We start from the raw sequence: 15005 nt of genomic DNA, 5'->3' as shown, positions 1-15005 counted from the left end.
AGTTGTTGATCAGGGGATCAGATAGCCCCTGATCCCGGTAAAGATAATCTGCGCTGCAAGGGCGCAGACAAACAGACCCATCAGGCGGCTGACGATCTGCAAACCCTGCTCGCCGAGAATCCGCTCAATGCGGTTGGACAGGTAAAGCACCACGCCCACCGTCAGGCTGGCCAGGGCAATACTCACAATCGCCATCAGCTTGTCATCCCAGTGCGGCTGGCTGACGCCCATGACCAGCAACGCACCGATGGTGCCGGGGCCTACAGTCAGGGGAATGGTCAGCGGCACGATGGTCACGTCCTGCTGCACATTGTCGGTTTGCACCGCAGATTTGCCCTGGGCCATGCCCAGCGCCGAGATAAACAGCACGCTGCCGGCACCGATGCGGAACGCATCGACGGTGATGCCGAAGACGCTGAAAATCATGCGCCCGAACAGGTACAGCAACACGCTGGAGATCAGCGTGGCAAGGGCCACTTTCCAGGCCAGGCGGCGGCGTTCCTTGTTCGAGTAACCCCGGGTCAGGCTGATAAAGCACGACAGCACGAAAAACGGGCTGTAGAGCACCAGCATCTTCAAGTACACACTGAACAGCATATGGAGCATGGTCTGAGCTCACATCGAGGGAGGCGCCGAAAGTCTATCAGGGGGATTGGCGGTCTGTTAGGACAGTTGTGTCCTGGATTGACGCAACTCACGTTGTTCGACCCAATATTCCACCAGCTCACGCAGTTGTGACAGCTCCACGGGTTTGGACATATGCCCGTCCATACCGGCCTGCCGCGCACGTTCCTTGTGTTCGGTGAGGATATGCGCGGTCAACGCGACCACCGGAGTGCGCACGCGCTGATGGCTGACTTCCCAGGCGCGCAGTTGCTCGGTGGCGGAAAACCCGTCGAGTACTGGCATCTCACAGTCCATCAGCACCAGGTCGTAACGCTGGGCTTTCATCGCCTTGAGCGCTTCGGCGCCATTGCAGGCGGTGTCCGGGTGCAAATTGAGCTTGCCCAGCATGCCGCGAATCACCTTGGTCGAGATGTTGTTGTCTTCGGCCACCAGAATGCGGAAGTCGCCCGGCACTGACACCGGCACGACGGCGGGGCCATTGGCCGAGGTGTGTGCAGTGGCATGGCCCTTGTTACGTTGGGTCAGCTCGTCGGCCAGGGTGGTCTTGAGGGTGTAGCCGGCCACCGGCTTGGCGAGGATGCGCTTGATGCCGCAATTGCGCGCAATGATCTTGCTCGGCGCGTTGCTGATGCCGGTGAGCATCACCAGCAGGATGTCGTGGTTCAGGCTCGGGTCTTCCTTGATCTTGGCGGCCAGTTGCATGCCGGTCATGCCGGGCATGTTCTGGTCCAGCAACACGATGTCGAAGTAGTCACGCAAGTGCGCCTTGGTACGCAGCAGGGCCAGGGCTTCCTTGCCCGAGGCGGCGGCGCTGACGTTCAAGCCCCAGGCGGAGCATTGCTGCACCAGCACTTTGCGGCAGGTGTCGTTGTCGTCGACCACCAGCACCCGTGCGCCTTTGAGCGGGCTGTCCAGGTCCGAGGTCGGGTGTTCCAGGTGCTGCGGGTCCAGGGGTAGGGTCAGCCACAGGTTGCTACCGGTGGTTTGCCCCGGCTTTATGCCGAATTCGCCGCCCATCAGCATGATCAGCTGGCGGGCAATCACCAGGCCCAAATGGCCGCCAAGGCGGGTGGCGGCGAGGAAGTTCTTGCTGTGCAGTTCGGCATGCAACAGGGCGTCGCGCTCCTGTTCGTCCATCGGCTGGCCGGAGTCCTGGATGGCAATGCGCAGGCGCGGCGGGCCACTGCGTTCCTCAAGGGCCACGACAATCAGGATCTCGCCCTCGTCGGTCTTTTTCAGGGAGCTTTCAAGCAGGCTCAGCAGGGTCTGGCGCAAGCGGGTCGGGTCACCGCTGATCACCCGCGGTACTTGCGGCTGGATAAAGCTGATGAGTTCGACGTTTTGCTGTTCGGCCTTGGTGCGGAAGATGCTCAGGCAATCCTCGATCAGGGCATTGAGGTCGAACTGCACGTCATCCAGCTCGATTTGCCCGGATTCAAGCTTGGAAATGTCGAGAATTTCGTTGATCAGGGTCAGCAGTTCATTGCCCGCGCTGTGAATGGTCTGCACATAGTCGCGCTGCTTGACCGACAGCGGCGTGCCCAGCAGCAATTCGGTCATGCCCAGCACACCGTTCATGGGGGTGCGGATTTCGTGGCTGATCTTGGCCAGGAACTCGGCCTTGGCATTGACCTCGGCCGTGCTGGCCGCCAGCTCGCGGCTGATGCTGAACTGCGCCTGGGTGATGCTGCGGTTGCGCTCGCTCAGGGCAAAGCTCATCAGCAAGCCGCTGATACACACCACACACATCAGCGCCAGCACCAGTTCCTGTGGCGCGATCAGGGTCAGGCCCAGCAGTGCCGGGAGAATCACCAGGGTACCGATATTGAAAATCACCATCGCCATGACAAACATGCGCGCCGGCTTGTAGCCCTTTTGCCAGTGGTAGACCGATACGGCCAGGATGCTGACGCTTGCCAGCCCGACCAGGGCGTAGGTGATGAGGTTCAGCGGCAAGTTGTCGATAAACAGCAGCAACAGGCCGCCAAGGCCGATGATCAGGATGTCCAGCAACAGCAGTTTGAGCAGCCGATGGGCGCCGCGACTGGCGAAAAAGGTATAGGTGAACATCAGCCCGCACGGCGCGGTCAGCAGCAGGGTCAGGTAGGCCCCCGGGGTTTGCATGCCGTGCCACTGGCCCAGCCAGGGGTCGAGCAGATTCAGGAACAGCACTGAACTGGCCATCAGCAGGGCTTCGCAGATCGCTAGCCACAGGCTGCTGGGCGAACGGCTAAAGGCAAAGCGTACGAGGTTGTGCAGCAACAGCATCGTCATGCAGCCCAGCAACAGGCCATAGAGCAGGGGTTTACTCTGGCTGGCGGCCAGCATCACGGCTGTGTCGAGGGTAATGTGCGGGCGCAGTTGGTGGTCAGAGACCATGCGCAGGTAAACATCCAGCGGTTTGCCGCTTTGGGGCAGGGGTAGCAGGTAGTCACTGCTGGGCACCGGTTTGTTATTGGTGGGTAATGCTGAGCCGGTGTTGATTTCGCTGATCAGTTTTTGATCATCGAACACATACATGTCCAGGCGCGCCAGGTCGGGGGCGAACAGCCGCAGTACCTGCTCGTGCTTGTCGGGTTGCAGGTGTACTCGCAACCACAGGGCCTCGCCGGGTTCAGCAGCCCCTATGCGGCCAAGGTCGACCGGGCTGAACTGGCTGGACAGGCGGGGGGAACGGACATCACTCAGTTCCAGCGTGGCCTGCGGGTCTGACAAGACCGACCAACTGGTAGACGGAGCGGCTTGCGCAGGCATCATGCCAAGCACAGTGGCCAGTAAGGCAGCGGTAAAAGCTATGGCGATCCTGAGCCAGCGCACGGCGAAATCCCTTCGTAAAGTGAAGCCTGAGGTTAACTATGCGCGGGCCTGGAATAATTAGGCAAGGCCCGAGGGGCCCCGCCTATCCGTGTGGAGTACTTATTCCTGGTTATCACCGCGTTCGCGTGCAATGGCGCGGTAACCAATGTCGTTACGGTAGAAGCAACCGTCCCATTCAATCGCCTTGGCCAGCTCGTAAGCCTTGTGCTGAGCCGCTTCAACGGTGTCGCCCATAGCGGTTGCGCACAGCACGCGGCCACCAGAGGTAACGACTTCACCCGCGGCGTTGAGTGCGGTACCTGCGTGGAACACCTTGCCTTCCAGCTTGGCCGCTGCATCCAGGCCGTGGATCACCGCGCCTTTGGCGTAGTCGCCAGGGTAGCCACCGGCGGCCAGGACAATGCCCAGGCTCGGGCGTGGGTCCCATTGCGCTTCAACCTTGTCCAGCGCTTGAGCCAATGCGGCTTCAACCAGCAGCACCAGGCTCGATTGCAGACGCAGCATCACCGGTTGGGTTTCCGGGTCGCCAAAGCGGCAGTTGAACTCGATGACCTTCGGGTTGCCGGCCTTGTCGATCATCAGCCCTGCGTACAGGAAGCCGGTGTAGACGTTGCCTTCTTCAGCCATGCCGCGCACGGTTGGCCAGATCACCAGGTCCATCACGCGCTGGTGAACGTCAGCGGTGACCACCGGAGCAGGGGAGTAAGCACCCATGCCGCCGGTGTTCGGGCCGCTATCGCCGTCGCCGACGCGCTTGTGGTCCTGGCTGGTAGCCATCGGCAATACGTTCTTGCCGTCGACCATCACGATAAAGCTGGCTTCTTCGCCGTCGAGGAACTCTTCGATCACCACGCGCGAACCGGCTTCGCCAAAGGCATTGCCTGCGAGCATGTCACGCACGGCGTCTTCGGCTTCGGCCAGGGTCATGGCGACAATTACGCCTTTGCCGGCAGCCAGGCCATCAGCCTTGATCACGATCGGCGCGCCGACTTTCTGCAGGTAAGCCAGGGCCGGTTCGATTTCGGTGAAGTTCTGGTAGTCGGCGGTCGGGATCTTGTGACGCGCCAGGAAGTCCTTGGTGAACGCCTTGGAGCCTTCCAGCTGGGCGGCGCCAGCGGTCGGGCCGAAGCAGTCCAGGCCACGGGCGCGGAACAGGTCAACCACACCGGCAACCAGCGGCACTTCCGGGCCGACGATGGTCAGGGAAACGTTCTTCTCGGCGAAGTCCGCCAGTTGCTCAAGGGCCAGCACGTCGATGGCGACGTTTTCGCACTTGGCTTCAATGGCGGTGCCGGCGTTGCCCGGGGCAACGAATACTTTGGCGACACGTGGGTCCTGAGCTACTTTCCAGGCCAGTGCGTGTTCGCGGCCACCGCTGCCAATGATCAAAACATTCATTTCAAAAACCTCGGATGACGCTGAATTCTGATAAGCACCGCTGAGGTGCCTGAAGGCCGGGCTTTTGTGGGAGCCGGGCTTGCCCGCGATACAGGCACCTCGGGGTTTCATACCTACCGAAGTGTTGCTGTCGCAGGCAAGCCAGCTCCCACAAAAGCCGGTGCCTACATGGGATCGTGCAGTTAGTGACGGAAGTGGCGCATGCCGGTGAACACCATCGCAATGCCGGCTTCGTCAGCGGCAGCAATCACTTCGTTGTCACGCATCGAGCCGCCCGGCTGGATCACGGCAGTGATACCTGCCTTGGCCGCGTTATCGATACCGTCACGGAACGGGAAAAATGCGTCCGATGCCATCACAGCGCCCTGCACTTGCAGGCCGGCGTGTTCAGCCTTGATCGCAGCGATACGGGCCGAGTTTACGCGGCTCATCTGGCCTGCGCCGACACCGATGGTCTGACGGCCCTTGGCGTAGACAATGGCGTTGGACTTGACGTACTTGGCCACTTTCCAGGCAAAGATCAGGTCGTTGATCTCTTGCTCGGTCGGGGCACGCTTGGTCACGACTTTGAGGTCTTCGCTGCCGATCATTTCGATGTCGCGGCTTTGAACCAGCAAACCGCCATTAACGCGTTTGAAGTCCCAGGCCGGGGTGCGCTCTGCGCTCCACTCGCCACAGGCCAGCAGGCGCACATTGGCTTTGGCAGCCACAATGGCGCGAGCTTCTTCGCTAACCGATGGGGCGATGATCACTTCAACGAACTGGCGCTCAACGATGGCCTTGGCCGTTTCGGCGTCCAGTTCACGGTTGAAGGCGATGATGCCGCCGAATGCCGATTCGGTATCAGTGGCGTACGCCAGCTCGTAGGCCTGGCGGATGCCGCCTTCGGCGTCCGGGCTTACGGCCACGCCGCACGGGTTAGCGTGCTTGACGATGACGCAGGCTGGCTTGACGAAGCTTTTTACGCATTCCAGCGCGGCGTCGGTGTCGGCCACGTTGTTGAACGACAGTTCCTTGCCTTGCAGCTGGGTTGCCGTTGCGATGCTGACTTCGGTCGGCTTGGCTTCAACATAGAACGCCGCTTTCTGGTGCGGGTTCTCGCCGTAGCGCATTTCCTGGGCCTTGATGAACTGGCTGTTGAAGGTGCGCGGGAACAAGCCGCGGTCTTCGGTGCTCAGTGTTTCAGCAGCCTGGTTCACGGTGCCCAGGTAGTTGGCGATCATGCCGTCGTAGGCGGCGGTGTGTTCAAACGCCTTGAGCATCAGGTCGAAACGCTGTGCGTAGGTCAGGCCACCGGCCTTGAGGTTTTCCAGCACGTTGGCGTAATCGCTGGCATTGACCACGATGGCCACGTCTTTGTGGTTTTTCGCTGCCGAGCGAACCATGGTCGGGCCGCCGATATCGATGTTCTCGATGGCGGTCGGCAGGTCGCAGCCCGGCTTGGAGATGGTGGCTTCGAACGGGTAGAGGTTAACCGCGACCAGATCGATCGGCTTGATGCCGTGCTCGCTCATGATGTCATCGTCAATGCCGCGACGGCCCAGGATGCCACCGTGGATTTTCGGGTGCAGGGTTTTCACCCGACCGTCCATCATTTCTGCAAAGCCGGTGTAGTCCGCGACTTCAACAGCGGCAACGCCGTTGTCTTGCAGCAGCTTGAACGTACCGCCAGTGGACAGGATCTCGACGCCGAGGGCTTCCAGTTCACGGGCGAAATCAAGGATTCCGGTTTTGTCGGAAACGCTGATTAGAGCGCGGCGGATCGGCAGGCGGGTAGTCTGATCGGTCATCTCGATTTCCATCAAAAGCAAAGGAGTCAGCAAAAAAGGCGGCCCGTTTTACCAGGACGCCTTTCAGGTTTGATTGAATGCTTACAGCAGATCGTACTGTTTGAGCTTTTTGCGCAAGGTGCCGCGATTGAGGCCCAGCAGCTCGGAGGCCTTGGTCTGGTTGCCCTTGACGTAGTTCATGACGCACTCGAGAAGGGGAGCCTCGACTTCGGAAAGTACCAGGTTGTAGACGTCCGTGACTTCAGCGCCCTCCAGGTGGGCGAAATAATTGTGCAGCGCCTTTTCGACACTCCCGCGAAGGGTCTGACCTTCTTCGCTCGGTGTATTGAGGTGCTGTTTCAAGTTGACGTTGTCGCTCACGGGCGTTGTTCCACTCACTAATGTCTCGGTCATCATCGTCATGCGGCCACCCATCCTTCGTCCCCTGTTACCAGGCTCTTGTGTCGTTCGGCGAAAAACGCCTGAACGTTGGCGCATTGTGCTTCCGTATCTTCTAAACGATTGAAGTGGGCGCGAAACTCCTTGGCGCCCGGCAAGGTTGCCAGATACCACCCGACATGCTTGCGGGCAATGCGTACGCCCAGTACCTCCCCATAGAAGGTATGCAATGCAGCCAGATGCTCTAGCAGAATACGTTCCACTTCGACCATCTCCGGTGCCGGCAACAGCTGCCCGGTACGCAGAAAGTGATCGACTTCGCGGAAAATCCAGGGCCGCCCCTGGGCCGCCCTGCCAATCAACAGCCCGTCGGCCCCGGTCGCGTTCAGCACGTGCAGGGCCTTGTGGGGTGAATCGATATCGCCGTTGGCAAACACCGGTATCGACACGGCCTGCTTGATCGCGGCAATGGTGTCGTACTCGGCTTCACCGGTGTACAGGTCGGCGCGGGTTCTGCCGTGCACCGCCAGGGCGGTAATCCCGGCTTGTTCGGCGATCTTTGCCACCGTGATGCCGTTCTTGTTGTCCCGGTCCCAGCCGGTGCGGATCTTCAGGGTAACCGGCACATCAACCGCAGCCACGACGGCCTGCAGGATCTCGTTTACCAGTGCTTCGTCTTTCAGCAACGCGGAGCCGGCGGCCTTGTTGCAGACCTTCTTTGCCGGGCACCCCATGTTGATATCAATAATCTGTGCGCCCAGTTCCACATTGGCCCTGGCGGCGTCTGCCAGCATTTGCGCATCGCCTCCGGCGATCTGTACCGAGCGTGGCTCGGGATCACCGTCGTGAATCATGCGCAGGCGCGATTTGCGGCTGTTCCAGAGACTCATGTCACTGGTGACCATTTCCGAAACAACCAGGCCTGCGCCCATGCGTCGGCAAAGCTGACGAAAGGGCTGGTCGGTGACACCCGCCATAGGGGCGAGAATCAAACCGTTGTGCAATGTATATGGGCCGATGCGTACCGCCGACATAGGACTTCCCTGTTGTGGGGCCGGATCTGGGGAGTTCGAAAAAGGGTTGGCATGATACCCGCTCTCGATGACTGGTTAAAGTCGCAATTGGATGATTTTTGAACAATTGAGGCTTGCAGTCAGTTGCAAGTGCCATGCGACAAGCTGCAGAGCGCAAAAAAGCTGCGTTTAGCGGCCAACGTGTCGCTAAAGCGTAGCGCGCTTATTCAGGAGAATGAAAACTCAGGCTGTAGTTCACGGCCTTCGGGCCTGGGTCGAGGATGTCCAGGGCTATATGGATAGGGGTTTGCGGCGGCATTTCGGCTTTGGCCATATCGCCGCTGAGGTATTCGCCGGGTTTGAACCGACGACTGGCGATCATTTTGCCGTTGAGGTCGGCAAAGCGCAGTTCCAGTAGCGGAAAGGGCTGGGAGAACGGCGCGCGGTTGTAGAGGATGGCATCCACCACCAGCGCTCCGGCAAATTCGGGGTGGCTGCGCACCACCAGGTTGCTGCTCTTGATCCGGTCGATATCAACCTTGGACGGCACCGTACAGCCGATCTGCGGGCATAACTGCTGGAAGATCGGGCGGTACTGGTCCTGGCGCGCCAGCTCATCGAAGTGATTGGCGATGTACTGCCCGGCCAGGGCTGCGGCGGCCAGCAGCACCAGCAGCGTCCAGAGCAGGCGCTTGCCCCAGGGGGTGCGGCGTTTTTGCCAGTCCAGTTGCAGCGGGTCGTCCACCAGATCCAGCAGCGGGTCTTCGCGCATGGCCGGCTCGCTGCGCTTGCGCCTGTCCTTGCTCACGGGCGCAAGCTCAGGGAGTTCGTCGTCCTCGTCATCGGTGGCAGACAGGCGTTCGCCCGCCAGCGGTGGTTCGAGGTCGTCGTCCAGGGACAGCTGGAGCGGCGGGGTGTCGTCCGGTTCGTCGAGGTCCAGTGACAGCGACGGCTCGGTACGCCCGGTTTCAGCCAGCTCGGTAGCGCTTTCGGCAACCTTGGCGTGTTCGGCGCGGTCTGCGGCAGAGTCACTGAACAGGCTGTCAGACCATTCACCTTCTTCGGCATCAGAGGTTTCGCGTCGAGCGCTCAGGGACGTGCTTTTGGGCGTGTGCGGTTGGCCGAAGCTTTTGCTGGGCTGGATTTCTCGCTCTTCGAGCTTGGCCAGTTCTTCGTCCAGATCCAGATGGTCGAGGTCGATCGTGTGTGCCTGCCACGCTGGCGGGCTGACCGGTACGGCCGGGGCGGTTGCCTCGACGGGTGCCGGTTCGCTCGCTTCGGGCGTGGTGACGGCAGGCGCCTCCACGGCGGGCGGATGCCCTGTTTCAGTGCTCTGGTTCAGCAGTTGCTGGGCGGCATTGAACACTTGCAGGCAGGCGCCACAGCGCACCACGCCGCGTGCCATGCCCAACTGGGCGTGGCTGACGCGAAAGCTGGTTTGGCAATGTGGGCACTGGGTAACGAAGCTATCGCTCATGCGGCCATCCGGATTGGGCATGGTTTTATTCTAGCGCCGACGGCCGCTGATGCGTACCCAGCCATCGCGATTGGCAATCGGGTCCAGATCGAAGTCCTGGGCGTAAGCTGCCGCCACTTCTTCGCCCTGTTCGGCGAGGATGCCCGACAGTGCCAGGCGACCACCCGGCTTGACCAGGCTGGACAGTTGCGGGGCCAGGGAAACCAGCGGGCCGGCGAGGATGTTGGCGACTACGACGTCGGCCTGCACTTGTGGCATGTCTTCAGGCAAGTACAGCGGGAACAGCTGCGGATCGACGCCGTTGCGGTTGGCGTTGTCGCGCGAGGCTTCCAGCGCCTGGACGTCGATGTCGGTGCCCACGGCGTGCTTGGCGCCAAGCAGCATGGCGGCGATGGCCAGAATGCCCGAGCCGCAGCCGAAGTCCAGCACGGTGCAGTCTTTCAGGTCCTGGCCGTCCAGCCATTCCAGGCATAGTGCGGTGGTCGGGTGAGTGCCGGTGCCGAAGGCCAGGCCCGGGTCCAGCAGCAGGTTGACGGCATCCGGCTCGGGCGCTGCGTGCCAGCTTGGCACGATCCACAGGCGCTGGCCGAAACGCATCGGGTGGAAGTTGTCCATCCAGCTGCGTTCCCAATCCTGGTCTTCGATCACTTCGGCATGATGTTCAGGCAGTGGCGAACCGGTCAGCAGTTCCAGATGGGACAGTACGAGTTCGGCTTCGGTGCCGCCTTCGAACAGTGCCAGCAAGTGGGTGTGCGACCACAGCGGGGTGGTGTTGAGTTCAGGTTCGAAGATCGGTTGGTCTTCGGCGTCCATGAACGTAACCGAGACAGCACCGACTTCGAGGAACGCGTCTTCGTAGGTTTCGGCTTGTTCCGGGCTGATGGCGAGGCGTACTTGCAGCCAAGGCATGGCGGGCACCTTTGAAAAATAGGAGTGTGCAGCCGAGGGGGGCTGCGAGAAGCGCGCAAGTTTACGCGAGCAGGGGCTTGGCGGGTAATCAAAAAGCGATGAATGCAACGGATCCCTGGTGGGAGCGGGCTTGCTCGCGATACAGGCGACCTGGTCTGGCAGGTTGGCCCGTGTGATGCCATCGCGAGCAAGCCCGCTCCCACAAGGGCAGTTGCCTGGCTTGCAGAAACAACAAAGCCGCTCGAAAGCGGCTTTGTTGACGGAATTACAAACTTACTTGTTAGCCAGTTTGTGTTCCAGGTAGTGAATGTTGACGCCGCCTTCGCAGAAGCCTTCGTCATTCACCAGGTCGCGGTGCAGCGGGATGTTGGTCTTGATGCCGTCGACCACGATTTCGTCCAGGGCATTGCGCATGCGCGCCATGGCTTCGTCACGGGTCGAACCCCAGGTGATCAGCTTGCCGATCAGGGAGTCGTAGTTGGACGGAACCTTGTAGCCGCTGTACAGGTGCGAATCGACGCGAACGCCGTTGCCGCCCGGAGCGTGGAAGTGCTTGACCATGCCAGGGCTTGGCATGAACGTCGCCGGGTCTTCAGCGTTGATCCGGCACTCCAGCGAGTGACCGTGAATGTTCACGTCCGCCTGGGTGAAGGACAGCTTGTTGCCGGCGGCAATGCTCAACATCTCTTTGAGGATGTCGATGCCAGTGACCATCTCGGATACCGGGTGCTCTACCTGCACACGAGTGTTCATCTCGATGAAGTAGAAGCGACCGTTCTCGTACAGGAACTCGAAAGTACCCGCGCCGCGGTAGTTGATGTCCACGCAGGCCTGTACGCAACGGGCCAGAACTTCGGCGCGTGCGGTTTCGTCGATGCCCGGTGCTGGCGCTTCTTCCAGTACTTTCTGGTGACGACGTTGCAGCGAGCAGTCGCGGTCGCCCAGATGGATCGCATTGCCCTGGCCGTCGGAAAGAACCTGAACTTCCACATGGCGCGGGTTGGTCAGGTATTTTTCCAGGTAGACCATCGGGTTGCTGAACCAGGCGCCGGCTTCTTCGCGGGTCTGCTTGGCAGCTTCGATCAGGTCTTCTTCACGGTTGACCACGCGCATGCCGCGACCACCGCCGCCGCCAGCGGCCTTGATGATCACCGGGTAGCCGACTTCACGGCCAATGCGCAGGGCGGTTTCAGGATCTTCCGGCAGCGGGCCGTCAGAACCTGGAACGGTCGGAACACCAGCCGCGATCATGGCGTGCTTGGCCGAAACCTTGTCGCCCATCAGGCGAATGGTGTCAGCTTTCGGGCCGATGAAGGCAAAACCGGATTTTTCGACCTGTTCGGCGAAATCGGCGTTTTCAGCCAAAAAGCCGTAGCCCGGGTGAATCGCCGTGGCACCGGTCACTTCCGCGGCCGCGATGATGGCCGGAATGTGCAGGTAAGACAGGTTGGCCGGTGCCGGACCGATGCAGACGGTTTCGTCTGCCAGGCCCAGGTGCATCAGCTCTTTGTCGGCAGTGGAGTACACCGCGACAGTCTTGATCCCCATTTCCTTGCACGCCCGCAGGATGCGCAAAGCAATCTCGCCACGGTTGGCGATCAGGACTTTTTCCAGCTTCTGAGGCTTCAACATCGTTGGCTCCCCGTGGTTCAAACGATGGTGAACAGCGGTTGGTCGAATTCAACCGGCTGACCGTTTTCTACCAGGATGGATTCGATAACACCGGCTTTTTCGGCCGTGATGTGGTTCATCATTTTCATCGCTTCAACGATGCAAATGGTGTCGCCGACCTTGACGCTCTGGCCCACTTCAACGAAGGCAGGCGAAGTTGGCGACGGAGTGCGGTAGAACGTACCGACCATTGGCGACTTGACAACAAAACCGTTCAGTTTTGGCGCGGCAGGCGCTTCGGTCACAGTGGCAACCGGAGCAACAGCAACCGGCGCTGCAGCAGGCGCTTGCATCGGCGCTGGTGCGTAGTACTGCTGGGCAGGCGTCTTGCTGTGGCGGCTGATGCGTACGGACTCTTCGCCTTCCTTGATTTCCAGCTCGTCGATGCCGGACTCTTCCAGCAGTTCGATCAGTTTCTTAACTTTACGGATATCCATGAATCGTCAACTCCCAATGGGTCTGTCAGGGGCGTTTAGCTTGTAGTTCAAGCTGTTCCAGGGCGGCCTCCAAGGCCAGTCGATAACCGCTGGCGCCAAGGCCGCAGATCACGCCTACCGCAACGTCGGAGAAGTAGGAGTGATGGCGGAAAGGTTCGCGTTTGTACACGTTAGACAAATGCACTTCGATGAATGGGATGCTCACCGCGAGCAACGCGTCACGCAATGCCACGCTGGTATGAGTAAAAGCCGCCGGGTTGATCAGAATAAAATCCACCCCTTCGTTGCGGGCGGCGTGTACGCGGTCGATCAATTCATACTCGGCATTGCTTTGCAGGTAGAGCAAATGGTGGCCGGCATCGCGGGCTCTTTGTTCCAGGTCCTGATTGATTTGCGCCAGGGTTGTTGCGCCGTAGACGCCCGGCTCGCGGGTGCCGAGCAGGTTCAGGTTGGGGCCGTGCAGTACCAGGAAAGTCGCCATCTGCTGTTCCTTATTATCTGTGTGCAGTTGTCAGTGCCGGGCGACTATGCCGAAAAGCGGATTCGCTGTCCAGTTAACTGCAATAGCCAGCACGATGACCGATGTTCGCGAAAAGTTTGTGACTGGTGCTCTAGATCTGGTCATTCGCGATGGCGACACGTTCGGCGAAGTCCGTTGCATTGATCTCGCCGATGACCCGTTGGTCACTTATTTCGCTGCCGTTTTTGCCGAAGAACATCAGGGCTGGCGGGCCGAACAATTTGTACTGATCGAGCAGGGCACGTTGCTCGGCATTGCTGGCCGTGATGTCGAAGCGCACCAGCCGGTAACCCTTGAGCAACTCCAGCACGCGGGGGTTGTTCAGGACTTCGTGCTCGATCACTTTGCAACTGATGCACCAGTCGGCGTACCAGTCCAGCAACAGTGGCTGGCCAGCAGCCCTGGCCTGGGCCAGTGCGCTGTCCAGTTCGGCCGGGGTGCTGACGGTGAGCCACTGGCCTGCCGGTTGTGCGTTGCCGGTTACTGCGCTGGCAGCCGGTTGTGCGTGGCCGATGGGGTTGAACGGATCGCTTTGCCCGCTCAGGGCGCCGTACCAGCAGGCCAGCGCGTAGACCAGCAAAAACAGGCCCAGCAGCTGAGCCAGACGCTGGCGCGGGGCTTTGTGGGTGAACTCCAGGGTGCCCAGGAACAGGCTTACGCCTGCGGCCAGTGCGCCGATCAACAGCAGGGTGACCGGGCCGGGCAGCACGCGGCTAAGCAGGCCGATGGCCAGGCCGAGCAGCAGCACGCCGATGGCATTTTTTACACTGACCAGCCACGGCCCGCTTTTCGGCAGCCAGGCCGCGCCACCAGTGGCCACCAGCAACAGCGGCGCACCCATGCCCAGGCCCAGGGCGAACAGCTTCAAGCCGCCACCCAACGCATCGCCACTGGCGCTGATATACAGCAACGCCCCGGCCAGCGGCGCGGATACGCAAGGTGATACCAGCAAACTGGAAACCACCCCCAGCACTGCGGCGCCCCACAACGAGCCGCCCTGGGTGCGGTTGGCGACACGATCCAGGCGATTGCTGATGGCTTGCGGCAGTTTCAGCTCAAATACACCGAACATGGCCAGGGCGAAAATCCCGAAAAACAGCGCGAAGGGCACCAGCACCCACACCGACTGCAGGCGCGCCTGCAGATTGAGCTGGGCACCGAACATGCCCATCAATGCGCCCAGCAGGGCAAAGCACGCCGCCATTGGCAGCACATAGGCCAGCGACAGGCTGAACCCCCGCAGCCCACCCACCTGGCCGCGCAACACCACGCCCGAGAGGATCGGCAGCATCGGCAATACGCAAGGGGTAAAGGTCAGGCCCAGGCCTGCGAGGAAAAACAGCGCCAGTTCGCGCCAGTTCCACGCTTTAGCCGGCGTGCCTGTGCTGGTAACGGTGCTGCCATCAATGCTCAGGCGTTCGGTTTCAGGCGGGTAGCACAGGCCCTTGTCGGCGCAGCCCTGGTAGCTGACCACCAGGGTGAAGGGGCGCGAATCGTTGACCGGGCGCGGGATATCTACGTCGAGAATGCCGTGATAGACCTCGACATCGCCGAAGTACTCATCGTGCTTGGCTTCGCCGGGGGGCAGTTGCGCGGTGCCCAGGGCGATGTCGGCGGGTTCGGTCTTGAAGGCGAACCGGTGCCGATACAGGTAATAGCCTTCGGTGGGCACAAAACGCAGCTTGATTGACTCGGGAGTGCTGCTGATCAGGTTGAGCTTGAACGCTTCGCGTACCGGTAAAAAGTCGCTGCTGTTATTGATTGCGCCCAGGGTTGCACTGGGTCGGTTATCCAGCAACCCCGCGCCCAGGGCAGGCATGGCAAACAGCAAACACAGGAGCAGAAACAGGCGGCGCATAGGAATCTCGCAAAGCAAACGTGCGGGCATGATAGCGGAGTTAGCCGCTCAAAAAACCCGTAGCAGCTGCCGAGGAACGAGGCTGCGTTCGGCGGCGCAGCCGTCGTGAA

General features: G+C 60.7%; 12 protein-coding genes. All 12 read right to left on the bottom strand.

Annotated elements, in window-relative coordinates; all coding sequences use genetic code 11:
* Positions 1-9: 9 nt before the first annotated feature.
* The 12 genes from AB3G35_RS00370 to AB3G35_RS00315 all read right to left on the bottom strand — a co-directional run bounded on the left by AB3G35_RS00370 (position 10) and on the right by AB3G35_RS00315 (position 14895).
* Complete coding sequence (locus tag AB3G35_RS00370) at positions 10-606, bottom strand: MarC family protein (protein WP_016783383.1); 597 nt, start codon at positions 604-606, stop codon at positions 10-12.
* Positions 607-663: 57 nt separating this feature from the next.
* Positions 664-3444 (bottom strand): hybrid sensor histidine kinase/response regulator, encoded by a 2781-nt coding sequence (locus AB3G35_RS00365; protein ID WP_106115413.1) that lies wholly within the window; start codon positions 3442-3444, stop codon positions 664-666.
* 99 nt (positions 3445-3543) lie between these two features.
* Positions 3544-4842, bottom strand: coding sequence for a phosphoribosylamine--glycine ligase (gene purD / locus AB3G35_RS00360; protein ID WP_086798969.1), 1299 nt, complete (start codon positions 4840-4842; stop codon positions 3544-3546).
* 182 nt (positions 4843-5024) lie between these two features.
* The gene (purH, locus tag AB3G35_RS00355) at positions 5025-6632 is read right to left on the bottom strand and encodes a bifunctional phosphoribosylaminoimidazolecarboxamide formyltransferase/IMP cyclohydrolase (protein ID WP_016783386.1); all 1608 of its coding nucleotides are present in this window, start codon (positions 6630-6632) and stop codon (positions 5025-5027) included.
* 81 nt (positions 6633-6713) lie between these two features.
* Positions 6714-7034 (bottom strand): DNA-binding transcriptional regulator Fis, encoded by a 321-nt coding sequence (fis, locus tag AB3G35_RS00350; protein ID WP_003439210.1) that lies wholly within the window; start codon positions 7032-7034, stop codon positions 6714-6716.
* Positions 7031-8044, bottom strand: a complete 1014-nt coding sequence (dusB, locus tag AB3G35_RS00345; RefSeq protein ID WP_016783388.1) for a tRNA dihydrouridine synthase DusB — start codon at positions 8042-8044, stop codon at positions 7031-7033. Before dusB ends, fis begins: the two co-directional genes overlap by 4 nt.
* Positions 8045-8246: 202 nt before the next feature.
* Positions 8247-9500 (bottom strand): DUF3426 domain-containing protein, encoded by a 1254-nt coding sequence (locus AB3G35_RS00340; RefSeq protein ID WP_134050987.1) that lies wholly within the window; start codon positions 9498-9500, stop codon positions 8247-8249.
* 30 nt (positions 9501-9530) lie between these two features.
* Complete coding sequence (prmA, locus tag AB3G35_RS00335; RefSeq protein ID WP_016783390.1) at positions 9531-10409, bottom strand: 50S ribosomal protein L11 methyltransferase; 879 nt, start codon at positions 10407-10409, stop codon at positions 9531-9533.
* A 273-nt stretch (positions 10410-10682) separates the two neighbouring features.
* Positions 10683-12041 (bottom strand): acetyl-CoA carboxylase biotin carboxylase subunit, encoded by a 1359-nt coding sequence (gene accC / locus AB3G35_RS00330; protein ID WP_016783391.1) that lies wholly within the window; start codon positions 12039-12041, stop codon positions 10683-10685.
* Positions 12042-12058: 17 nt separating this feature from the next.
* Positions 12059-12517, bottom strand: a complete 459-nt coding sequence (accB, locus tag AB3G35_RS00325; protein ID WP_016783392.1) for an acetyl-CoA carboxylase biotin carboxyl carrier protein — start codon at positions 12515-12517, stop codon at positions 12059-12061.
* A gap of 25 nt (positions 12518-12542) precedes the next feature.
* Positions 12543-12998 (bottom strand): type II 3-dehydroquinate dehydratase, encoded by a 456-nt coding sequence (gene aroQ / locus AB3G35_RS00320; protein WP_016783393.1) that lies wholly within the window; start codon positions 12996-12998, stop codon positions 12543-12545.
* A 130-nt stretch (positions 12999-13128) separates the two neighbouring features.
* Positions 13129-14895: a protein-disulfide reductase DsbD gene (locus tag AB3G35_RS00315; protein ID WP_086798965.1), complete on the bottom strand. Its 1767-nt coding sequence runs from the start codon at positions 14893-14895 to the stop codon at positions 13129-13131.
* Between the last annotated feature and the right edge of the window lie 110 nt (positions 14896-15005).

This window comes from Pseudomonas sp. WC2401 (assembly GCF_041200115.1).
In the GTDB taxonomy this organism is placed as follows: Bacteria; Pseudomonadota; Gammaproteobacteria; order Pseudomonadales; family Pseudomonadaceae; genus Aquipseudomonas; species Aquipseudomonas fragi.
The sequence above is the reverse complement of the archived record's forward strand: the minus strand, read 5'-3'. Positions and strand labels throughout refer to the sequence as shown.